Source organism: Synechocystis sp. PCC 7509 (genome assembly GCF_000332075.2).
GTDB lineage: Bacteria > Cyanobacteriota > Cyanobacteriia > Cyanobacteriales > Chroococcidiopsidaceae > Aliterella.
The window spans coordinates 4,193,338-4,215,090 of sequence record NZ_ALVU02000001.1 but is presented as its reverse complement, the minus strand read 5'-3'; the positions used below and the strand labels follow the sequence as shown (position 1 = coordinate 4,215,090).

The window sequence follows — 21,753 nt, the reverse complement described above, 5'->3', positions numbered from 1 at the left end:
ATTTCTTATATTCACTGTCTTTATCTAATGTTATACATTTTGGTTATCTCACCCCCACCTACTTATCCCACTCCTTTCGCCCGGATCTAGCATTATTAATACTTCTTCGGTTGAAGCCTACGATCCATCGAAAAATTTACTCGACTATGCCCAAACCAAGTCGGCGCAGGTAACCTTTACAAAGTCTCTAGCAAAGCAGCTTGCTAAAAAAGGTATCCGCGTGAATGCGATCGCACCGGGACCTTACTGGACACCGCTTCAAGTTAGCGGCGGTCAACCCCAAAATATGATCGAAAAGTTCTGTAGCGATACACCTCTAGGTCGTCCCGCACAACCTGCGGAGATTGCCCCTATCTACGTGCTGTTGGCTTCCCAAGAGTCAAGCTACACCACTGGGCAAGTGTACGGCGCGGCAGGGGGAATCGGCAACCCTTAAGGCGCTAACGGCTTACTGTTGCAGTGAGATAGGATGGTATAAAATCAACAAGTTTTATGCTTACTCTGTCTCCCCTACTTCAATCTCGGCTCTCTACCCCGCTTAAAATTGGTTCATTAGAAGTCAAAAGCCGCGTCTTACAGTCGCCATTATCGGGCGTAACCGATTTGGTATTTCGGCGTTTAGTAAGACGCTATGCTCCCGATTCGATGATGTATACCGAAATGGTCAACGCTACGGGGTTGCACTACGTCAAAGAGTTGCCGAAAATTATGGAGATTGACGATCGCGAAAGACCGATTAGCATTCAACTATTTGATTGTCGCCCTGATTTTTTGGCAGAAGCAGCGCAAATGGCTGTAGCGGAAGGAGCAGATACAGTAGATATTAATATGGGTTGTCCCGTCAACAAAATTACTAAAAATGGCGGCGGTTCTTCCCTACTGCGTCAACCAGAAATAGCCGAGGAAATTGTGCGCTCAGTAGTCAAAGCTGTAAATGTCCCCGTTACAGTCAAAACTCGCATCGGTTGGAGCGACGGAGAAATTACGATTTTAGACTTTGCTAAACGCATGGAAGACGCGGGGGCGCAAATGATTACCGTTCACGGACGTACCCGCGCTCAAGGTTACAATGGTTCGGCAAAATGGGAGTGGATACGCAAAGTTAAAGAAATACTTTCAATTCCGGTAATTGGTAATGGCGATATTTTTACGGTAGAAGCGGCGGTAAGGTGTTTAGAAGAAACGGGCGCGGATGGGGTAATGTGTTCGCGGGGAACTTTGGGCTATCCTTTTTTGGTAGGGGAAGTTGATCACTTTCTCAAAACTGGGGAATTACTTATAACTCCTACTCCCGTGCAGAGATTGGAATGCGCTAGAGAACACTTACAAGCATTGTGGGAATACAAAGGCGATCGCGGTGTGCGTCAAGCTCGTAAACACATGACTTGGTACGCCAAGGGTTTTAGCGGTGCTAGTGAATTGCGCGGACAGTTGAGTGTAATTAATTCTGTAACTGAAGGGTTGGATATAATTGATCGCGCGATCGCCCGTTTAACTAAGGAAAGTATCCTAATTGACGAAGACTTATTAGCTTTTGTCTAAGATTACTTTTAAAGTTTTGAGGCTAGAATCACTGCACCCGCTAATATATCCGCCTAAACTTTGAATTTTTTGCAGATAAATAATTGCTTGGGTTGTAACTATTTCTCCAGGAATTAACACCGGGATTCCTGGGGGATATGGACAAACTAATTCAGCGCAAAGGCGATCGCCCGTTTGTTCTATTGGTAAAGTCTCTGTAGCTGCATAAAATGCCTGACGCGGCGTAATTGCTAATTTTGATTCCAGGTTAAAAGGTGCGATAGCACTTTCTGTCTCAAAAACTCGTTTATGTTTAGTAGCCAGAGTTTTTAATGCTTGCACTAATTGATTTATGTCTGCGTTTGTATTTCCCAAACTAATAATAAACGTGAGATTTTGCAGAGATGGCAATTCGGCAATTACACCATAATTAACTAATATTTCATCGGCGGCAAATCCTGTAAGTCCCAAGCCAGAAACATTTACAGTTAGACGAGTTTTGTCTAAAGCCACAAATCCAGGTGTTGTAAGCGTAAGTTCTAAAACTGATAAGCTGGGAATTTGACTAATTTGAGTTCTCGCGCTTTCGGCTAACTGCAAAGTGCGAGACATTAATTGTTTTCCCTCTACAGCCATTTGCTGACGCGCCGCATCTAAAGAAGCTAAAAGTAAGTAGCTAGGGCTACTAGATTGAACTAATTCTAAAGCTTTAGCTAATCTACTAATATTAATCCTGTCACCTTGGACGTGCAGCATGGAAGCTTGAGTCAGTGCGCCTAGGGTTTTATGAATTGATTGAATACTTAAGTCTGCACCCGCTTTGATTGCTGGAATCGGGAAGTCAGGATGAAAAGCAAAATGCGCTCCGTGCGCTTCGTCTACCAATAGCGGAATATTGTACTGATGGGTGAGATGGGCGATTTTTTCTATGTCTCCACAAACGCCGAAATAAGTCGGGTAAACCATCATCACCGCTTTGACATCAAAATGTTGCTTTAAAGCCGCTTCTACCCCTGTAAAAGTGATGCTATGAGCAATATCTAGTACCGGATCGTATTCGGGATTAATAAAGATGGGAGTAGCACCGGAAAGAATCAAGCCCGCGATCGCCGATTGATGCACATTACGCGGCAAAATAATTTTATCACCCGTACCGCAAGTAGCTAAAATTGCCGCTACAATTCCACAAGTAGAACCATTGACTAAAAAATACGTATGAGATGCACCAAAGGCTGTGGCGGCTAATTCCTGCGCCGATTGAATCACGCCTTGAGCATCGAATAAGCTACCTATTTCTGGTAATTCTGGCAAATCGGCTTTGAATACTTTTGTACCAAAACAATCGATTAATTGGGGTGAAATGCCTTGTCCTTTCTTATGTCCTGGCGTATAGAAAGCCGCATGATTGCTACGGGCGTACTTTTTAAGAGCGTCTAAAAGGGGTGTTTTGTTTCGAGCTAACACAGATTAGATAAAACTTTATACTAGCATTGCTAAAAATAGAGACGTTGCATTGCAACGTCTCTAGAGCAAAATTTATAAATTGCGATCGCCTAATTTAGTCTTCATCGCGTCCGTGAACTTGGGCGGGGGGACTTGTGGCTTCTACGGCGGTAAAGGATTCTAAGATTTTGTAGGTATGGGAAGAACCTTTAGGGACAACCCAAGAATTGCCAGGTTCAAGCAAAATCCTTTGTCCTTCAATGTGTAATTCCGCTTTACCACTAATTACATAACCTACGGTTTCGTACTCGCGAGTACCTGAGGGTTTTGGTTCGGGGGTTGGTGCTTCGTTTTCCCACAACCGCATAGATACAGACTTGCCAGAGGCGAGATATTTTTGTCCTAATTGCCCTGTGGGAGAAGTAGTTGAATCCACTTTTTTTACACTTGTATCGCTCATAATTAATCTCCTATTTTCCTGGTACGAGTTCGACTTTGATCCAGCCTGGTTCTCTTTTATCAAAAGCTTTGTAAGCTTCAATGGCAGAAGTTAAAGGTTCGCGTTGCGTCAAAATTTGTTCGGGATCGACTGCGCCAGTTTCTACCAAATCTACCAGGGTGGGAATATATTTGCGATGGTTGCAGTTTCCCATGTTGATAGTTAAGTTTTTATTCATCGCCATACCAAGGGGGAAAAAACGATGATTTGGCGGATAAACCCCAATAATTGACAATGTTCCAGCTTTGGCTAATCCTTGAACCGCCCAAGTTATTGCTTGGGATGGGCCGTCCCCAGGATTCCAATTGCCATTACTAGGGTTAGTTTCGGGTGCGACTTGTTCAACTTCTTTTTCAAACTCTTTTGTTTGTTGCGGCGCTTGTTTTGCGGCGGGTCCTTGATGGGGTTGGCTTGCATCCACACCCACCGCATCGATCGCACGATCGACACCGATACCGCCCGTTAAGCTTTGAATTGTCTCTACAGGGTCTTCGGCATTAAAATCAATCACCTCCGCCCCTAATTCCCTTGCCATTTCCAAACGCGAGCCAATGGTATCAATGGCTAAAATGCGTCCTGCACCCATTAATTGAGCGCTAGCGATCGCAAATAAACCCACAGGGCCGCAACCAAATACCGCTACCGTATCCCCTGGGGAAACTTCGGCAATTTCTGCGCCAAAATAAGCTGTAGGAAAAATGTCCGATAACATGATTGCTTGGTCATCGGTTACGCCTTGGGGTAATTTAACTAAACCAACGTTAGCGTAGGGAATCCGCGCGTATTCCGATTGCAATCCTTGAAAAGGACCGGTATCTTTTGGGCCGCCAAAAAAGGCAGTTCCCGCACTTGGCCCGTTGGGGTTGGCTTCGTCGCATTGGGAATAGTAACCAGTGCGACAGTAAGAACAAGAACCGCAACCGATTGTAGACGGAATCACAACGCGATCGCCTATTTTTAAGTTACGAACATTTACGCCAACTTCTTCAACGATCCCAACTCCCTCGTGACCTAAAATTGTTCCCGGTTGCATTCCTGAAAATGTACCGCGAATCATGTGCAAATCTGTACCACAAATGGCGCTGGCGGTAAGACGAACGATCGCATCCATTGGATGTAAAATTTTGGGTTCGGGGACGTTATCTAAACGAATGTCACCGATACCATGAAAAACCACAGCTTTCATAGTAAATTCTCCTGAGTTTGGTTATTTCAGTAAAACAGGTTGGGCATTGACGCGGAGGCGAAATAAGCTATAAGGCTTTTGGCGCAGGTCTTTACCGTTTTGGTATTGGGCTTGACGGTGGAGTTGATTAGCGGTGAAATAAAGGTAGCCGTTACGCGCCAAAGATAAAGTATCGGGACAAAGTACGCGATCGTCGTTAACTAAGGTTTCGTATGCACCATTAGGCGATCGCCTTTGAATGGCGTTTTGCTCGTAATTGGTTAAATACACCCTGTTTTGAGAATCAGACTCTAACCCATCAGACGCGCCGCCTTTTTCTCCCAAATCTATAACCGTTGCTGCTACTTGTTCGTCAGTTGTTTGCTCGTTTGCTAAAGCATCGGTACTGACACTATACAAGCGCCGTCCAGCTAAGGGGCAGTAATATAACGTTTTGCCATCGGCACTAATTGCAATGCCATCAGAACCAATAGTAATGGGCGTAGAAGGCTGCTTTGGCGATGGACGATTGCGGACTACTTGACCTTCAACGCTAGGCAAAAAGTTTTTCACAGCTTTAGTTGAAGGATGATCGTTTAATCGCCGCCAACTTTTGCCCGAATCTAGGTCTACAACAATAATTCCATTTGGGCCATTACCGGAAGAATCGGTAATGTAGGCAATTCCAGCATTACCGCGCCGCAAATCAAAACGAATATCATTGAGATAAGTAGTAGGCAAAGCCACTGTTTGCGGAAACAAGATAGTTTTAAAGACGCGGTTTTGCTTAAGGTCAACACCAATTAATTTTGGGCCGCCGTAAGTTGTAGGTTCAAACTTAATACTTCCGGTATCCAATAGCCATAGACGATCTTGGGGGTCTATAACTACGCTTTGGACTGAAACTAACGAATCGGCTTGTTTACTGGTGTTTAAGCGATTGAGTTGGGCGTTGGGATAAGCTACAGTGCGACCGTTTTTGACTTCCGCGACGGTGTAATCTACCTTGTCACCCCAACGCGGGAAGTTGACAAAAATGCGATTATTAGCGGAAACCGTCACCCCGGTAGGCATAGCGCCGTTAAAAGAAGCAACTTGTTCAATGTTGCCTAGCTTCTTTTCTTGAGGTAGTGTTTGGGCGGTAGAGGCAAAAGCTACGGTAGATAGAAGGCACGTAACAAGAAGACTTAGATATTTCACGGTTTGAGAACAATTTTGATGCAGTTGTCTTTTTTGTGTTTAAAGATTTCGTAACCGTGGGGTGCTTCGTCTAACTTCATCCGGTGAGTGATGATGTAAGAAGGATCGATTTCACCATTTTGGATGCGATCTAGCAATGGGCGGAAGTATCTATGTACGTGAGTTTGTCCCGTTTTCATGGTCAAGCCTTTATTCATAAAAGCGCCCATGGGGATCTTATCTACAAAGCCAGTGTAAACACCGGGGACGGATACAGTGCCACCTTTACGACAAGCAACGATCGCCTGGCGTAAAACTGTAGGTCTATCGGTTTCTAGCTTTAAGGCTTGTTTTGCTTCATCATAAAAGCCTTCTAAACCCGTACCGTGTGCTTCCATTCCCACTGCATCCATACAGGAATCGGGGCCGCGTCCTCCGGTCATTTCCTTCAATGCTTCCCCTGCGTCGATTTCTTCGTAGTTAATGATTTCTGCGCCGCTTTGTTCCTTTGCCATTTTCAATCGTTCGGGAACTCTGTCAATAGCAATAACTCTTTCCGCACCTAGCATAAAGGCGCTTTTAATTGCAAACTGTCCCACTGGGCCGCAACCCCAAATTGCTACCGTATCTCCAGGTTGAATGTCGCAGTTTTCCGCCGCCATGTATCCAGTGGGAAAGATATCGGTGAGAAACAAAACTTGCTCGTCGGTTAGTCCATCGGGAATTTTAAATAAACCCGTATCAGCAAAGGGAACACGGGCGTATTCAGCTTGTCCGCCAGCATAACCACCCGTTAGATGAGAATAGCCGTAAAGACCAGAAGGAGAATAACCCATTATTTTCTCCACCATCCAAGCGTTGGGGTTAGAGTTGTCACACAAAGACCACAAATCGCGGTTGCAGAAAAAGCACGAACCGCAGGAGATTGTAAAAGGCACAACAACGCGATCGCCTATATTGACATTTTTAACACTGCTACCAAGTTCTACTACTTCCCCCATAAACTCATGTCCGACAATATCGCCGGGTTTCATGGTTGGGTTAAAACCGTTGTAAAGGTGCAAGTCAGAACCGCAAATTGCTGTTGATGTAATCTTAATAATTGCATCGCGGGGATTGATGATTTTGGGATCGGGTACGGTTTCGACGCGCATATCATTAGCGCCGTGCCAACATACTGCTTTCATGAGTTAAAGTTTCCTAGAGTGAATTTTTTAAGTAATTTAGTAGAGAGTTTAAGAACCTTTTGATTGCCCTTCAGTGGTAGCAATTTCGCCTGTTTCCATTAGCATTTTGAAGCGGCGCAAGTCGTCGCCTATTTGCTGTTCGGGTTCTTCGCCAAAGAGTTTAGCGATCGCGGCTGTAACCGCACCTCCGGGGGGCGCGTACTCCATCACGACTTTTACCTCTGTACCGCGATCGCCTGTGGCTTTTTTAAATCTGATAAACCCAGAATTATCAACGGGCGCACCTTCTACCGAACCCCAAGAAATAAACTCATTTTCCCGGTCTTCAATGATGTCTGCGTCCCACTCTATACTTGCGCCCAATGGTGCTGTTGCTACCCAGTGCGATCGCTTTTCATCAATTACCGTTACGGATTTAACGTGCTTCATAAAGGTAGATAAATTGCCGAAATCGTGCCAATAACGGTAAAGTTCATCGGCTGGCTTGTTAATGGTGACAGTTTTCTCGACTTTAATTGATTTTTCCATCCCCAAAGCTTCAGTAATACCCCCTTGAGACTTAGCTGCTTGATAAGCTAAACCCCCACCTGCGATCGCCATTAATGCCCCACGTAAGTTTCTTTGACGCAATCCCATCAACACCATTGCGCCGCCGCCAATTAGGGTAGCCAAACGTCCAGCATCGCCGCCACCTTCATTTTGATTGCTTTTATCTTCAATTGTTGGACTCATGATTTTCTCCTTTATTACCAATTACCAATTACCCCGCTGTTACTGATGCGCCTGTGGTGGGTTTTGCGGGTTTTGTCCCTAAGCGATCGCGGTACAAATGAACTAAATTCTTTTCGTACATTGCCAAATCTTTTTCAATAGCTGCAAACAATTCTGTTGCTACGGGATCTGTAAACTTAACTCGCAAGTTATTGATATCAACTACACCTGTTTGCAAATCTCCTAAAGCCCGACGCAATAGGGAATTGTCATCGCTACCTTGTACCGATGCTTTTAACTTGGCGTAGGTATCGGCAACATTTGCAGCTAAAGAAGGCTTTTCGCCCATTTGGTCAAGTCTTTGTTCCAACTTTTTGATGTGGTATTGCTTATTAGCAATGATTTCTTTGAGCAAATTTCGCAAGCCTTCATCGCCTGTTTTTTGGGCATATTGGTCAAAAGCTTCTTGGGCGTAACGTTCCCCGGCTAAGGCGGTATTTAAGCCTTGGGTAATTTCTCCTTTACTCGAACCGCCCCAAGAGTCTGCTAATTTCCACCAATCGGCATTAGTATCAGTTTCTTCTGGTAAAGCGGCTTCTTTGCCACCATAACCAAGGCGGCTAAGGATAGCTGTAGTAAATATTGCCAAATCTCCCGGCTGACGAGAGGTAATTAAATTACCATCAACTACTAAAGGTTCATCTACATAGTTTGCGCCAGCGTTGATCATGTCGGTTTTGATGGCGACAAAACCTGTTGCTTGCTTGCCTTTGAGTAAACCAGTTTCAATTAAAACCTGTGGCCCGTGACAAACTGATGCTACAAGTAAACCTTGTTCCATTGCATCCTTGACAAACTGCACAGTATTGGGATTAATCCGCATTTTATCGGGGGCCATACCCCCAGGAATTACTACCGCGTCAAATTCCGATGCGATCGCCTCTGTCGTTGTCCCGTCCGGCTGCATAGAAACCTTGCCTTGCTTACCTTTATAGGTTTCGTTCATCCGCGAACCTAATACCGTTACTTCCATTTTTGCCATTTTTAAGGCTTTGTAAGGTATTTGAAACTCCGCATCTTCTACGCCGTTTTCAATTAAAATTGCAACTTTTTTTGTTTTTGTCCCGTTGTCTGCCATAAAAATTTCCTCTAATAGTTATAGTTACGATGCTGGTAGTAAGTCTTGATAGTCATCCGATAGATTTACGCGCACATCGTCAAATTCTCCCGGCGATACAGCGTCTTTTAATACTGCAAATACTGCTTTAACGTGAGTAATAGCAGTATTGGTATCTACCCCGGCTTTTTGACTAACGCGCTGGAGAAACTCATTAACTCCAAAAGTTCCGCCATTTTCACCTTCTCGCCCATGTAAATATTGCCCTAATTCTTTGGGTAGCTGGGCGGCTAGTTGGCCTGCTTCATCGCCAACAATGCGTTCCTTGAGGGTTTCTAGGGTGGCGCTAGTAGCTGTTTGGGCGGCTTCTTTAGAATTAAGTTGAGCAATAGTTTGAACGTGCTTGATAAACTCGTCGTATTTCATGATTAAACCGTTAACTGATCCAATTAGCGCTCTCTAGCTTCAATTTAAGGTTATGTACGCGGCTAGTTAGTTCTCGTCAATCCAAAGGGATAGATTGTTTCTGTCGCAAGGGATAAGTTACAAAGCCCGTTCAAGCGCTATCGTAGGCAAAAGCGATCGCATTTAAACAAAAGTTATGACTAAAAATAAAAATTCAGAACCTCAAGAATTTACCGAATCCTACGGTACAGGCGTACATGAATCCTCTGCGATCGATATTACTGATGCAACGCTAACCGGGGGCGATATCGAAGCAAATGTAAGGGAAGCCGATGCGGTAGGAGAGGAAGCGGTGGGCGGAACTGCGCCCACTCCTGACCAAGATTTAGTTGATGAACTTGGTAAAGCCGTAGGATTAGAAATGAGCGATCGCGCCTTTTTACGCACAACAGAAATGCTGGAAGACAGAGACGATCGCCGTTGGGAACTAGATCCCATGTCTTCAGAAGATTACGAAGAACATCAACCGTAATTGCTCAGATTAATAGCTTGTAGATGTATAAGGTGTACGCTAGAACTTAACGTACTACCAATAGCAACTTCATGTCCAAAAAACGGGATTCGCACTTCTCTGAAAAAGGAATTGACTTTCTAAGCCGTCAAAATGCCACAGACAGCGCTCAGGAGATCATAGGGCAAGTAGCGAAACGTTTTGACAAGCAGTATCGCGGCGAGGGCTTTGAATTACCACCAGAAGTTGAAGCGATGCCAATTTTTTTAGAATGGACTGCGGGTACATTGGCAAATAAAGTTAATTCTGCTTTTTGGGAAATTGCCAAACCTCAAAAGAACTCGCGTTGTTTAGATATTGGCTGCGGCGTGAGCTTTTTGATTTATCCTTGGAGAGACTGGGACGCGTACTTTTACGGGCAAGAAATTAGCACTGTCGCCACCGATGCTTTAAATAGTCGCGGTTCTCAGCTTAATTCCAAACTATTTAAGGGCGTAAAGTTAGCACCAGCCCATCACTTACAATATGAAGCCTCGCAGTTTGATAGTGCGATCGCAACTGGTTGGAGTCAGTATTATGGGCTTAATTACTGGAGTCAGATTTTAGGGGAAGTCAAGCGGGTACTAAAGCCCGGTGGACACTTTGTTTTTGACATTCTCAATCCTGATAAACCTTTGGTAGAAGATTGGGCAATATTGGAAACTTATTTAGGTACAGAAGTATTTTTAGAGCCGATCTCTGCGTGGGAAAAAGTAGTTTTAGCAGCTAACGCCAAAATAGTCTCGCGCAAGTCAGGAGAACTATTTGAACTGTACAAGGTGCAGTTTTAGCATCGATTTCTGGCAAAAGTATATTTACTGATGCAGACAGCATAAACTACTCTAACCTCAGCGTAGCGGGTCGGAGTAGTTTATAAATTACCAGTTCTTACTATTTCTTCTGTTGAGTACCTCCGGCGCAACTTAACATTGCTTTGGTTATCTATAAAACAAATCTAAGTACAATTTTGATTACTGTGACGAACTTAGTCTAACTAGAATTGACTGTTGGCAAAAGGTACTTTTTGCCAACAGTCAATTCATCTAAAGAGCTACGCCAGTTAATTTTAAAGATAATTCAGCTTGCCAAGCGACCAAATCAGCTAAAGCGCGATCGCGGTAAGCAGCGTATCGTTCTTGTTTACTTTTAATTTTCTCTGGTAATGGCGGTAAAATCCCAAAATTAGGCGGCATTGGTTGAAAATGCTTAGGCGATGCGGAACTAATAAATTCAAATAGCGCTCCCATCATCGTTGTAGTAGGCAACGTTAAGGGGGGCTTGCCTAAAGCTAACCTCGCAGCATTTGTCCCCGCTAACCAACCCCCGGCGGAGGCTGCGGTATAGCCCTCTGTACCAATTATTTGCCCGGCGGCTAAAACTGTATCATGATGCTTGAATTGTAAACTTGAGTGCAATAACTGCGGCGCATTGATAAAGGTATTGCGGTGCATCACACCCAAACGCACAAACTCCGCATTTTCCAAGCCAGGAATCATCTGAAATATCCGTTTTTGTTCGCCCCAACGTAAATTTGTTTGAAATCCTACCATATTCCACAACTGCCCGGCTTTGTCTTCTTGGCGCAGTTGCACGACGGCATAGGGACGTTCGGACTTGTTTTCGGGGGCGCGAAAATCGCCTTTACGGGCATCAAATAAACCGACAGGCTTTAAGGGCCCATAACGCATCGTATCTTCGCCGCGCTGGGCTAATTCTTCAATGGGCAAACAAGCTTCAAAAAATTTAGCCGTTTCGCGTTCAAAATCCTTTAATTCTGCTTGTTCGGCAATACATAGTTCTTGGCGAAAGTGTAAATACTGTTCGCGGTTCATCGGACAATTGAGATAGTCAGCGTCACCTTTATCGTAACGGGAAGCCAAAAAAGCGCGATCGAGGTTAATTGATTCCCCTACTACAATGGGACTTGCCGCATCAAAAAAACTCAGGTATTCCATCCCCGTAAATCGCTGCAAATCCTCCGCTAGTTGCGGGCTAGTTAATGGGCCAGTAGCTAAAACTACAATACCCGGTGGGATTTGCTCAACTTCTCCCCGCCGCAGTTCTATTAAGGGATGTGCCGCCAAAGTTGTAGTTAAGTCGTGGCTAAATTTGCCTCGATCTACCGCTAGTGCGCCTCCGGCGGGTACAGAGTGTTCGTCGGCTTTAGAAATAATGATTGAATGGAGTTGGCGTAATTCGGCGTGCAACAACCCCGCCGCGCGATCGCTCGAAATTGCCCCAAAGGAATTACTACAGACCAATTCCGCCAATTCTTGGGAGTGGTGAGCGGGGCTAACCCTTTGGGGGCGCATCTCCTGCAATACTACAGGTACTCCCGCCGCCGCAATTTGCCACGCGGCTTCTGTCCCCGCTATGCCGCCGCCGATTACATGAATTGGTTTTACCATCAATAACCTTTAATTTAATAATTGGGCGAGTTGTTCGGGCATTGGCAAGATAATTATCACCAACAACGCCATCGCCAGTATTCCCAAAATATCGCGTTTATTATCTAGTTCGCTAATATCATTTAAAGCTGGTTCGTCAGCAACGGGCATAAAAAATAAGATAATTGCCCAGATCCAAAAACCCGGTTGGAGTAAAGCTAACCCTAGGATTAAAAATCGGGAAATTTGCCCGATTGCTATGCCGTTGCGTTGTCCAAACATGGCATGAATAATATGACCGCCATCGAGTTGTCCTACAGGTATCAAATTCAAGGCTGTGGCGATCGCACCAAGTAACCCAGCTACAGCAACTGGGTGTAAATCTATGCCACTGTCGGCGCTTAATTGAATGCCCAAGGTCAATTTACTTAACAGCGCTAACAATAATGAGTAGTTGGGATCTAGAGCATTGGGATTCAAGACTTGTTCGGCTTTTTCGGGCAGCGATACCACTGTAGAATGAGCCAAACCCCAAATTAGCAAGGGTAAAGTCACAACAAAACCTGCCAATGGCCCGGCAATACTTACGTCAAATAAGGCTTTGCGGTTGGGTACAGGGCTACGCATTTGAATGAACGCGCCAAAAGTCCCTAAAAATAAGGGAAAAGGAATAAAGTAGGGTAGTGTTGCCCGGATTTTGTAGTATCTAGCTGTTAGATAATGCCCTAGTTCGTGAATACCCAAAATAGTCATTAAAGAAATCCCATAAGGCAAGCCGCTTAGTAAAATCTCTGGATTGGATCTCAAAGCCTCGATATTGTTGGTATTAGCAATGCCTACTCCCACTAAGGTAGTCGTGTAAATCGTTGCTATTAATAGTCCCAGCGCCAAACCGGGACGAGTTAATTTATCATTTTTGCGTTTATTTGCGGCAGCTTGAGTATTGGGAACTAAGGCAAAAAATGGCTTTCCGGTCATATCTTCTTGAAACAACACCAAAAAGCGATCGCCAAACTCTAAGCGGACGTTTTCTTTAATGCGATCGTAAGCCTGGGATGGAGATTTTTCTCGCAACTGTCCTCGACAAATAATTGCTTGGGGTCGGTATTCAATATTGTTTACGTAAAATATCGACCAAGGAAAACAATTTTTTAGCTTTGTTTCTTCGGTTTTATCAATAGGTCGTAAAGGCAATGGCGGTGAGGCAACTTCTTTTACCGGCAGTGATTCCACCGCCGGAGATGGTTCTTTTTGGGTAGGCGTTAAGTTTTTTCGCCCTTTTTGATGCAGTTTTAGGTAGAAAAATATGCTTAATATACTCATGCCTATTAAGAGTTCTATCGGCGGTAGCTGCTTTGCGCTATAAACTAATATCCACAAACTCCAAACAAAAGGAGGCATCATCAACACCAACCACAACAGCCAAACGGGTGTAGTAGTAACTCCTGTTACGCTTCGCCGCACTATTAAATAAGTAAATAGTGCCATAAGTAAAAGAATAATCCAGTCAATAATCATGCTATTTAAAATAAAGTTTAATTAGGTTTTGAGAATGCCAAACTTATAGACTGTATTCATAATTAAAAAACAAAGCTTTTTAATAACGGTAGCAGTGTACTCAGATTCTTCTTGCCCTCCCCCTCCTACTAATCCAACTGATGCTTTGCCAATTTTGGCAACCCGTCCTCCCAAACCACCGCAATCTGTATTAGATAATATTTATGCTTTTTCACCCAACTCTAAAACTTTAGGAGGGACGGCTTATCTTATTGTAGAAAAAGAAGGTAATATTTTGCTCGATTGTCCGGCGGTAGAGGCGCGAACTTGTGAATTTTTGACGGCGCACGGCGGAATAAAAACTTTATTTATTACTCATAGGGGCGGTATTGGCAAGGCAAGAGCAATTCAAGAGGCTTTTAATTGTGAAGTTTTAATTCAAGAGCAAGAAGCTTACTTGTTGCCAAAAGTCAAAGTGACGACTTTTAGGCAAGAAATGAGCCTTAACTATGGGCGAGTAATTTGGACTCCGGGGCATTCCCCTGGATCTTCCTGCCTTTATTATCCTAGTAATGGCGGTATTTTGTTTACGGGGCGGCATTTATTGCCAAATCAACAAGGGCAACCTGTACCATTGAGAACTTCTAAAACTTTTCAATGGCATTGGCAAATAAACAGCCTGCAACTACTGAGGGAAACTTTTACACCCGAAACTTTGGCATATATTTGTCCGGGTGCAAATATTGGTTTTTTGCGAGGAAAAAAAGTAATCGCTAATGCTTATGAGCAAATAGCACAGTTAGATTTAGATAAGCTCAAGAATTTGCCAATGATTTTCTAGTTTTTAAGCGGCTTTTGCTACCTCTAAAGTATTTGTTAACACTTCTACGGCGGCTGTATACTGGACATCCGCCTCTGTGGCGATTTGTTCGCGGCTAATTGGTTCAGATTTAACTAGGCGATCGGGCGCTATACCCAATTTGTTAATATCCCGATGGTTGGGAGTTTCGTATTTAGCCACCGTCACCGCGATTCCTGCGCCGTCGGATAAATCAAATAAAGACTGAATTAAACCTTTGCCAAAAGTAGTTTCTCCAACCAAAGTTGCTCTACCATTGTCTTGCAGCGCTCCAGCTAAAATTTCACTAGCACTAGCCGATCCTTGATTAACTAAAACTACCAGTGGATCGCGGGTTAAGGGAGAGCCATAAGCCTCAAAACTGCCTTGAATACCTTGACGATTGACGGTGTAGACTACTGTGCCTTTATCTAACCACAACCGCGCAATTTCAATTCCAGACTGCAATAAACCGCCGGGATTGTTGCGTAAATCCAAAATATATGCTTCTGCGCCTTGCTTTTCCATGCTATTGATCGCATGAGCAAGTTCGCTAGTGGCATTGGCATTAAATTGAGTTAGGCGGATGTAGCCAATGGGAACATTTTGGGCAGAAGTCCGCAATTGTGTAACTACAGGATTTAGGGCAATGCGATCGCGTACTAGATCGATTTCCTTGCTTGCTTCCCCCGATCGTTCAATCGTCAAGTAAACATGAGTGCCAATCAAGCCCCGCATCCTCGCCGCCGCCTCGTCTAGGGTAATTTGGCTAGTGGGAGTGCTATTAATTTGGGTAATGCGATCGCGCGGGCGAATCCCAGCTTTATCGGCGGGAGATCCAGCAATGGGGGCGACTACTTCCAACACCCCAGTTTTTACATCCAAAGCAATTTGTAAACCTACTCCCGTCAATTCCCCGGAAGTATTTACTTGCAAACTCCGATACTGCTCTGGGCGCAAAAACCGCGTAAAAGGATCGTCAAGCGTAGCGATCATCTTTTGGACAGCATCAAAAGCCGATTGTTGGTCATTTAAGGGTTGTTTAAGCACTTTTTGCCGCACGGATGCCCAATTTTGGTGATTAAAAGTATCGTCTAAATAAGTACGGTTAACAATTCTCCAAGCTTCCGAGACTAACTTTTGTTCTTTGGTCAGGGCAACGGCGGGGGATGTCCAACTGCTCAAGGCGACAGAAATTGACAGTATTAGTAAAATTCCAATTTGAAAAATTCGTTTGTAATTTAAGCTCATCTAAATATTTTCCCTCTTTCTCCCCCAAACTTCGCCGCAATTGGCAGTAAAAAGTATGAAATCATCCTCTCGATTATGTTACTTTTTTTATAGAACTAATGCAGAAAAACTCAGCTAACTGCCAACCCTCAAGGAAAGCAAGTAGCGATCGCCAACCAAAAACTACTGCATTGAGCAACAATAAAAAAAGTGCGAGATGCCTAAAAGTTGTGCAAACCTTAGAAAACTGACTCTTTCGACTAATTTTAGTTTGAGGAGCTTAAAAACTGTAATCCATTCTCAGGAAATTTACTAATTGTATGGCAAACGTTTACGACTGGTTTGAGGAGCGCTTAGAAATTGAGGCGCTTGCTGAAGATGTAACCAATAAGTATGTGCCTCCCCACGTCAACATTTTTTACTGCTTTGGCGGCATCACTTTAACTTGCTTTTTGATCCAGTTTGCCACTGGGTTCGCCATGACTTTCTACTACAGACCAACAGTTGCAGAAGCTTACACTTCCGTACAATACCTAATGAATGACGTTAACTTCGGTTGGCTAATTCGTTCTGTTCATCGCTGGTCTGCAAGCATGATGGTGTTAATGATGATTTTGCACACTTTCCGGGTTTACCTCACTGGCGGCTTTAAAAAGCCCCGCGAATTAACTTGGGTAACGGGTGTAATTTTGGCAGTTATTACCGTCTCTTTTGGGGTAACGGGTTATTCCTTACCTTGGGATCAAGTTGGGTACTGGGCTGTAAAAATTGTTAGTGGTGTACCCGAAGCAATTCCTGTCGTCGGTACGCTGATGGCGGATCTCTTACGTGGCGGTTCTAGTGTAGGTCAAGCAACATTAACTCGGTACTACAGCGCTCATACCTTTGTATTGCCTTGGTTGATTGCTGTTTTTATGTTGCTGCACTTTTTGATGATTCGCAAGCAAGGCATTTCTGGGCCTTTGTAATTTAAGCAATTTGCTTTGATCAACTCTAAAAAGGAGAACACTTTAAAAGATGGGAACTCTCAAAAAGCCGGATCTAACCGATCCAAAGTTACTAGAAAAACTGGCTCAAGGTATGGGACATAACTATTATGGCGAACCTGCTTGGCCCAATGACTTGTTATATATGTTCCCGGTAGTAATTCTGGGAACTGGGGCTTGCATTGTTGCTTTATCGGTTTTAGACCCAGTTATGAGTGGCGAACCAGCAAATCCCTTTGCAACTCCCTTAGAAATTCTACCTGAGTGGTATTTATATCCAGTGTTTCAGATTCTTCGCTCCGTTCCTAGTAAGCTGCTAGGAGTTTTAGCGATGGCTTCTGTACCAATTGGGTTAATTGCTGTACCGTTCATCGAGAACGTTAACAAGTTTCAAAATCCTTTCCGTCGTCCCGTCGCTACCACAGTGTTTATGATTGGCACGATAATTACCTTGTGGTTAGGTATTGGGGCTACATACCCCATTGATAAGTCCTTTACCCTAGGGCTATTCTAGGTTAATCTAGCTATCAAGAATTATTTGTTGACACCTGTAGTTTCTTAGCTGGCTTTAGGCTACCGAGATTTTACAGGTGTCAATTTTAATAAGGCGATATGCTCTAAACTGTTGGCTAATTATTGCTTTTTTTTAAATTAAACTGCGGTCTAGGCTATGTTAAAGCAAGACCATTTGACGGTGTACAGCAATCTTGAGTTTCTCAACCAAGTACAACAATGGTTTGAGCAATTTTGTCTACAACATCTATCTCAACTACTATGGTCAGAAAGAGAACTTTATCGCCTCAACTTAGCTTTGGCGGAAGGTTTTACAAATGCGGTGCGTCACGCTCATCAATCTTTACCATCAGATACAACTATAGATATTGATTTGAGCTTGTGGAGTGATAGATTTGAAATTAGAATCTGGGACAAAGGTAAACCGTTCGATCCTAATGTATTGAAAGAGCCAGAACCGGGTACGCTGCAAGAAGGTGGTTATGGTTGGTTTTTGCTGCGGCGTTTGGCGGATAGAGTTGTCTATGATCGCAGCGCCGATGGGAGAAATTGTTTGCTGATTGTTAAATATGGGAGTTTGAAGTAAATATTAATCGTAGCAATGTTGTAACAAAAAAAATTGCTCCTTGCAAATATTAATTTAACAACATTAGTAGCCTTGTTTATTCAGTATCTGGTGGATTAAATTGGTGTAAACAAGCTTTAAAAAGAGCTTGTAGGATCAAAAAATTGTTTTTAATCGGACTAATTTTAGTTAATATAGATTCTTTGTTTGGATAGCGTCGAGTTACAGGCAATTCTTTAATCAAATAACCTAATTTGACGGCTCTAATAGCAAGATAGAAAGGCAACTCATAAGCATTAAAAATATTCCGAAAAGGTGCAACGCGCGGGTTTAGTAATAATCTTCGACTATAAGCACAAAATATATTAGTAGTATCTGTATAACGAAAACCTGCTGATATACTAATCAAGGGAGCATGAATTAGACGAATAGCTAAATACCGATGCCAAGGAGTATTAATTGCTTTTCCGCCTTTGATAAATCGTGAACCTTGAATATGATCGCCCCCTTGTTCTAGTCCTTGAATAAAATCATAAATAGCGGTAAAATCGTCTTGATTATTTCCATCAATAGTAATAATTCCTTCATAGTTTTGTAACATAGCATAGGCAAAAGCCATTCGCATTTGAGCGCTCAATCTACCTTTGCTTTGTTTAATTAATAAAGTTCGGACAGAAACACTTTTGAGAAAATCAATTGCCAAATCATCATTTGTACTGCCATCATCGGCAATAATTACATCAATATCTTGCGCTATTGCTTGCATATTTTGCAACTGTTTTCTAATTTTTTCTCCGGTATTAATTCCAAAAATACAAACACAATACTTGCTTTGTCTCTCGCTGATTTCGATCTTTGTGTGATTGGGTATTTGCCACTGTTGGTATTTCGGAGAGTTGTTTAAATTCATAAAAAAATGGGCTATCTAATAATCTTAAATCTCTGCAAAATAATTGAAATTTAATTGCTGTTAGCAGCACGAAGCAAAAGTTACCTCAAAATAGGGTTATCAATAGTTTTAAAATATTACCAAGGCTGCAAGCAAAGTTAAAAATATAGTAGCAAGATAAAAATAATTAACTTAAGCTAAGTAATAGCGGATTCTTTGCTGTAAATTATTCTACCAATGCACCTAAGATTTTCCCAAGATATTAAAACGCTATTAGAAAAGTTAGCCAAACAACCCTTAACTCTTGGCGACATTTTAGCGGAAACTTCCGAGCGGGGGTTTAGCTTGGTTATATCTTTGTTAGTTTTACCCTTTTTGCTACCTGCACCGCCAGGACTGACAGGCCCATTGGGTACAGCTTGTATAATCTTAGCCGGACAAATGGCATTAGGTAAGACTTCGCCCTGGCTACCTAAAAGAATCGCTAAGATTAAGTTTCCTCATTGGTTTGTCCTAAAACTCCTGCAACTACTGAAAAGAGTAACGAAAGTTTTAGAAAAAATCACTCGCCCGCGTTGGTCAAAATTAGCCCAGAGTTCTCAAGCTTGGCGCTTGAATGGCATTTGCATTGTTTGGTTATCGGTACTCTTAATTTCACCAATTCCCTTTACAAATCCTATCCCGACGGTAGGAATTTTATTATTAGCCGTTGCGACTTTAGAGGCGGATGGTTTATTGATGTGTATTAGCTATGGACTTACGGTTTTAATTACTCTATTTTTTGGGTTTATTGGTTATGCAACTTGGCAAGCTTTGGGCTTGCTACTAGGCTCATGGTTCTCAAACTTATTCGCGTGGTTATCAAACTTATTTAACTAACGTAGCGCTTACAAGCGCAAAATCAACCGCGCTAAGTTGAAATAAATCAAAACTCCCGCTACATCCACCGCCGTAGTAATAAATGGTGCAGACATCAAAGCGGGATCTAAACGCAGAAAACGGAATAAAAACGGCAAAGCTGAACCGGAAACCGAAGCTAAAACAGAAATTGCAATCAAACTTACACCTACAGAAATTGCTACGGCTAAGTTGCCCTGCAAAAAATACGCCCAGACTGTAGCTATACTTCCCAACATCGTACCGAGCATTAATCCTGCTATACCTTCTCTAAGAATTACCTGATATTCTCCCATAGCCCGGATTTCATCGGTATTCATCCCCCGAATTACCACCGTTGACGATTGCGCCCCTACATTTCCCCCCGTACCTGTCAATAGGGGAATGAACGCGGCTAAAGACACTACCTGTTGCAAAAGCCCTTCTTGAGACTTAATAATTGTCCCCGTAACAGTATTTGTCAGTAGTAAAACTAATAACCAAACTACCCGTTTGCGAGCAATAGTAAGTAAATCGCTTTGAAAATAGTTATCACCCCCCGACTGTACTCCACCACCCAAAGCATAAATATCTTCGGTGGTTTCTTCTTGGATAATGTCGATAACGTCGTCTACCGTGACAATACCTACTAGGCGTTGCTCCCTGTCTACCACAGGTACAGCCAAAAAATCGTAACGTTGAATTACTCTAGCTACTTCTTCTTGATCGGTATCTGTGTAGATAAATACCGCCTCTCGCGTCATAATTTCGCCAATTGTTTGCGTAGGCTGAGAAGTTACCAAGTCTCGCAACGACAATGTACCTGTCAAGCGTCGCGCGTTGTCGGTAACGTATAGGTAATAAATGGTTTCGGTGACATTTGCTAACCGCCGGATGCGCTCTAAAGCTTGTGTTACCGTAAAGCCTTCTTTAAAAGAAATTAATTCCGGTGTCATAATTCGCCCCGCCGTACCTGGCTCGTAGCCTAAAAGCTGGGCGGTGGCTTGTCTTTCCGTGGGGCTAAGTTGCTCTAAAAGCCGATTGACAATTTTTGCTGGCAATTCGTCAAATAGCCGCACGCGATCGTCTGGGGACATTTGATCAACAATATCCAATACATCTTGACGCTTAAATTCTTCAATGAGTGCTTGTTGGATGCTGGAATCTAAATACTCGTAAACTTCAATTGCTTCACCCTTGGAAAGTAAGCGAAATGCGATCGCCTGCATAGCTTCGGGTAAGCCTTCAATAGCTTCAGCAATATCGGCGGGTTGTACAGGTACTAAGATAGCTTTAGCGCCCTGCAAATCGTTTTGCTCTAGTAACGCTTGCAGTTGACTTCGCACCAAATCTCTCAACTCTCGCCGCGAAACATCCTGGAGGGTAGAAGGTGAATTATTATTTTCTGTCAAAGTCTACCGTCCTTCCGCCATTGCTCAATGTTGCTGCTTTTAGTCTAGGGGATAGCGGTAGAGCATAGGTAAAATTGCTATTAATAGGCGATCGCCCTTTTATTTTAACCACCGCACTATTTCTATTCCCAACTTGATACTTATGATTCCCACTATGGCACTACCTACACCATAAATTAATGCTGGTACAAACCGTTTGGCACTTATCAAACTTACTGTATCTAATCCGTAGGTAGAAAACGTTGTGTAAGAACCCAAAAACCCCGTTGCTATCAATAATCTTACTTCCGGCGTAATTGTTATTACTGTTTCTGTTGCCAAGGTAAAAAATAATCCCATAACAAAACAGCCAGTAATATTAATAAAAAAAGTACCATAGGGAAAACTATCCCCAAAACTCTCTACAAACCACAAGTTTAAATAATACCGACTTAAAGCGCCAGAAACCGCGCCTAAACTAATAGCTATAGGATTACGAATTGCCAAGTCATTAAACATCAAAATCCCAACTCGCAACTAATAAAAACTTATTAATTTAAACTACAGGATTTTGGCTCTTTCTAAAGTTATATCTTCTACATCGAAAACTATAAAATGTAATATAAGCTACGAAAATAAATAAGTTAAGCCCTGCAAATACGATTTTAGGTCGATACAATAAGAGTAAAGTTTAAGTAATAATGCTGCTAAGAGAAACGATTAGATAGCGCTCTAGCATTATTGAAAATATGAAAAATCATTTAAAGGTAGAAGCGCAAGACGAGCAGTTGTGAAAACTAACAA

At 43.0% G+C, this 21,753-nt stretch carries 24 protein-coding genes; 9 read left to right on the top strand and 15 right to left on the bottom strand.

Going from position 1 to position 21,753, the window contains the following annotated elements:
• Positions 1–64: 64 nt before the first annotated feature.
• Positions 65–436 carry an SDR family oxidoreductase gene (locus SYN7509_RS26545; protein ID WP_202807369.1) on the top strand — a complete coding sequence of 124 codons (372 nt, stop codon included), beginning with the start codon at positions 65–67 and terminating at the stop codon, positions 434–436.
• Between the two features lie 56 nt (positions 437–492).
• Positions 493–1,542 carry a tRNA dihydrouridine synthase DusB gene (gene dusB / locus SYN7509_RS0221045; protein WP_009633495.1) on the top strand — a complete coding sequence of 350 codons (1,050 nt, stop codon included), beginning with the start codon at positions 493–495 and terminating at the stop codon, positions 1,540–1,542.
• On the opposite strand, the gene SYN7509_RS0221040 is transcribed toward dusB, so the two are convergent.
• The 8 genes from SYN7509_RS0221040 to SYN7509_RS0221005 all read right to left on the bottom strand — a co-directional run bounded on the left by SYN7509_RS0221040 (position 1,528) and on the right by SYN7509_RS0221005 (position 9,248).
• The gene (locus SYN7509_RS0221040; protein ID WP_009633496.1) at positions 1,528–2,985 is read right to left on the bottom strand and encodes an aminotransferase class I/II-fold pyridoxal phosphate-dependent enzyme; all 1,458 of its coding nucleotides are present in this window, start codon (positions 2,983–2,985) and stop codon (positions 1,528–1,530) included. The genes dusB and SYN7509_RS0221040 overlap by 15 nt on opposite strands.
• Positions 2,986–3,079: 94 nt before the next feature.
• The gene (locus SYN7509_RS0221035) at positions 3,080–3,424 is read right to left on the bottom strand and encodes a cupin domain-containing protein (protein WP_009633498.1); all 345 of its coding nucleotides are present in this window, start codon (positions 3,422–3,424) and stop codon (positions 3,080–3,082) included.
• 10 nt (positions 3,425–3,434) lie between these two features.
• Positions 3,435–4,649, bottom strand: coding sequence for a zinc-dependent alcohol dehydrogenase (locus tag SYN7509_RS0221030; protein ID WP_009633500.1), 1,215 nt, complete (start codon positions 4,647–4,649; stop codon positions 3,435–3,437).
• Between the two features lie 21 nt (positions 4,650–4,670).
• Positions 4,671–5,828 carry an L-dopachrome tautomerase-related protein gene (locus SYN7509_RS0221025; protein WP_009633501.1) on the bottom strand — a complete coding sequence of 386 codons (1,158 nt, stop codon included), beginning with the start codon at positions 5,826–5,828 and terminating at the stop codon, positions 4,671–4,673.
• A complete protein-coding gene (locus tag SYN7509_RS0221020; RefSeq protein ID WP_009633502.1) occupies positions 5,825–6,994 on the bottom strand; it encodes a zinc-dependent alcohol dehydrogenase in 1,170 nt (389 codons plus the stop codon). Before SYN7509_RS0221020 ends, SYN7509_RS0221025 begins: the two co-directional genes overlap by 4 nt.
• A 48-nt stretch (positions 6,995–7,042) precedes the next feature.
• The gene (locus SYN7509_RS0221015; RefSeq protein WP_009633503.1) at positions 7,043–7,726 is read right to left on the bottom strand and encodes an SRPBCC family protein; all 684 of its coding nucleotides are present in this window, start codon (positions 7,724–7,726) and stop codon (positions 7,043–7,045) included.
• A 28-nt stretch (positions 7,727–7,754) separates the two neighbouring features.
• Positions 7,755–8,843, bottom strand: coding sequence for a DJ-1/PfpI/YhbO family deglycase/protease (locus SYN7509_RS0221010; RefSeq protein WP_009633504.1), 1,089 nt, complete (start codon positions 8,841–8,843; stop codon positions 7,755–7,757).
• Between the two features lie 24 nt (positions 8,844–8,867).
• Entirely contained in the window at positions 8,868–9,248 is a 381-nt protein-coding gene (locus SYN7509_RS0221005; protein ID WP_009633505.1) for a DUF2267 domain-containing protein, read from the bottom strand.
• Positions 9,249–9,423: 175 nt separating this feature from the next.
• Between SYN7509_RS0221005 and SYN7509_RS0221000 the strand changes: the two genes are divergently transcribed.
• Both SYN7509_RS0221000 and SYN7509_RS0220995 read left to right on the top strand, forming a co-directional pair.
• Positions 9,424–9,759, top strand: a complete 336-nt coding sequence (locus SYN7509_RS0221000) for a DUF6335 family protein (RefSeq protein WP_009633506.1) — start codon at positions 9,424–9,426, stop codon at positions 9,757–9,759.
• A 71-nt stretch (positions 9,760–9,830) separates the two neighbouring features.
• Positions 9,831–10,568 (top strand): class I SAM-dependent methyltransferase, encoded by a 738-nt coding sequence (locus SYN7509_RS0220995; protein ID WP_009633507.1) that lies wholly within the window; start codon positions 9,831–9,833, stop codon positions 10,566–10,568.
• A gap of 252 nt (positions 10,569–10,820) precedes the next feature.
• Here the strand turns inward: SYN7509_RS0220995 and trmFO are convergent, their stop codons facing one another.
• Positions 10,821–12,185, bottom strand: coding sequence for an FADH(2)-oxidizing methylenetetrahydrofolate--tRNA-(uracil(54)-C(5))-methyltransferase TrmFO (trmFO, locus tag SYN7509_RS0220990; RefSeq protein ID WP_009633508.1), 1,365 nt, complete (start codon positions 12,183–12,185; stop codon positions 10,821–10,823).
• A gap of 9 nt (positions 12,186–12,194) precedes the next feature.
• A complete protein-coding gene (locus SYN7509_RS0220985) occupies positions 12,195–13,682 on the bottom strand; it encodes a site-2 protease family protein (RefSeq protein ID WP_009633509.1) in 1,488 nt (495 codons plus the stop codon).
• 94 nt (positions 13,683–13,776) lie between these two features.
• On the opposite strand from SYN7509_RS0220985, the gene SYN7509_RS0220980 reads away from it, so the two are divergent.
• The gene (locus tag SYN7509_RS0220980; protein ID WP_009633510.1) at positions 13,777–14,502 is read left to right on the top strand and encodes an MBL fold metallo-hydrolase; all 726 of its coding nucleotides are present in this window, start codon (positions 13,777–13,779) and stop codon (positions 14,500–14,502) included.
• A 3-nt stretch (positions 14,503–14,505) separates the two neighbouring features.
• On the opposite strand, the gene ctpA is transcribed toward SYN7509_RS0220980, so the two are convergent.
• The gene (ctpA, locus tag SYN7509_RS0220975; RefSeq protein WP_009633511.1) at positions 14,506–15,750 is read right to left on the bottom strand and encodes a carboxyl-terminal processing protease CtpA; all 1,245 of its coding nucleotides are present in this window, start codon (positions 15,748–15,750) and stop codon (positions 14,506–14,508) included.
• A 299-nt stretch (positions 15,751–16,049) separates the two neighbouring features.
• On the opposite strand from ctpA, the gene petB reads away from it, so the two are divergent.
• The 3 genes from petB to SYN7509_RS0220960 all read left to right on the top strand — a co-directional run bounded on the left by petB (position 16,050) and on the right by SYN7509_RS0220960 (position 17,814).
• Positions 16,050–16,697 (top strand): cytochrome b6, encoded by a 648-nt coding sequence (petB, locus tag SYN7509_RS0220970; RefSeq protein WP_009633512.1) that lies wholly within the window; start codon positions 16,050–16,052, stop codon positions 16,695–16,697.
• Positions 16,698–16,746: 49 nt separating this feature from the next.
• Positions 16,747–17,229, top strand: a complete 483-nt coding sequence (gene petD, locus SYN7509_RS0220965; protein WP_009633513.1) for a cytochrome b6-f complex subunit IV — start codon at positions 16,747–16,749, stop codon at positions 17,227–17,229.
• Positions 17,230–17,385: 156 nt separating this feature from the next.
• On the top strand, positions 17,386–17,814 hold the full coding sequence (locus SYN7509_RS0220960; protein ID WP_009633514.1) for an ATP-binding protein: 429 nt from the start codon (positions 17,386–17,388) through the stop codon (positions 17,812–17,814).
• A 76-nt stretch (positions 17,815–17,890) separates the two neighbouring features.
• Here the strand turns inward: SYN7509_RS0220960 and SYN7509_RS0220955 are convergent, their stop codons facing one another.
• Positions 17,891–18,559, bottom strand: a complete 669-nt coding sequence (locus tag SYN7509_RS0220955; RefSeq protein ID WP_227501519.1) for a glycosyltransferase family 2 protein — start codon at positions 18,557–18,559, stop codon at positions 17,891–17,893.
• Between the two features lie 360 nt (positions 18,560–18,919).
• Here SYN7509_RS0220955 and SYN7509_RS0220950 point away from each other — a divergent pair, with 360 nt between their 5' ends.
• Positions 18,920–19,561: an exopolysaccharide biosynthesis protein gene (locus SYN7509_RS0220950; protein WP_009633516.1), complete on the top strand. Its 642-nt coding sequence runs from the start codon at positions 18,920–18,922 to the stop codon at positions 19,559–19,561.
• A gap of 8 nt (positions 19,562–19,569) precedes the next feature.
• On the opposite strand, the gene mgtE is transcribed toward SYN7509_RS0220950, so the two are convergent.
• Genes mgtE through crcB form a run of 3 tightly spaced genes read right to left on the bottom strand, consistent with a single transcriptional unit; the run spans position 19,570 to position 21,468 of the window.
• Positions 19,570–20,970, bottom strand: a complete 1,401-nt coding sequence (gene mgtE, locus SYN7509_RS0220945; RefSeq protein ID WP_009633517.1) for a magnesium transporter — start codon at positions 20,968–20,970, stop codon at positions 19,570–19,572.
• Complete coding sequence (locus SYN7509_RS31435) at positions 20,957–21,082, bottom strand: hypothetical protein (RefSeq protein WP_255327321.1); 126 nt, start codon at positions 21,080–21,082, stop codon at positions 20,957–20,959. The genes mgtE and SYN7509_RS31435 overlap by 14 nt, the downstream gene beginning before the upstream one ends.
• A complete protein-coding gene (gene crcB, locus SYN7509_RS0220940; protein ID WP_009633518.1) occupies positions 21,070–21,468 on the bottom strand; it encodes a fluoride efflux transporter CrcB in 399 nt (132 codons plus the stop codon). The genes SYN7509_RS31435 and crcB overlap by 13 nt, the downstream gene beginning before the upstream one ends.
• Positions 21,469–21,753 lie beyond the last annotated feature (285 nt).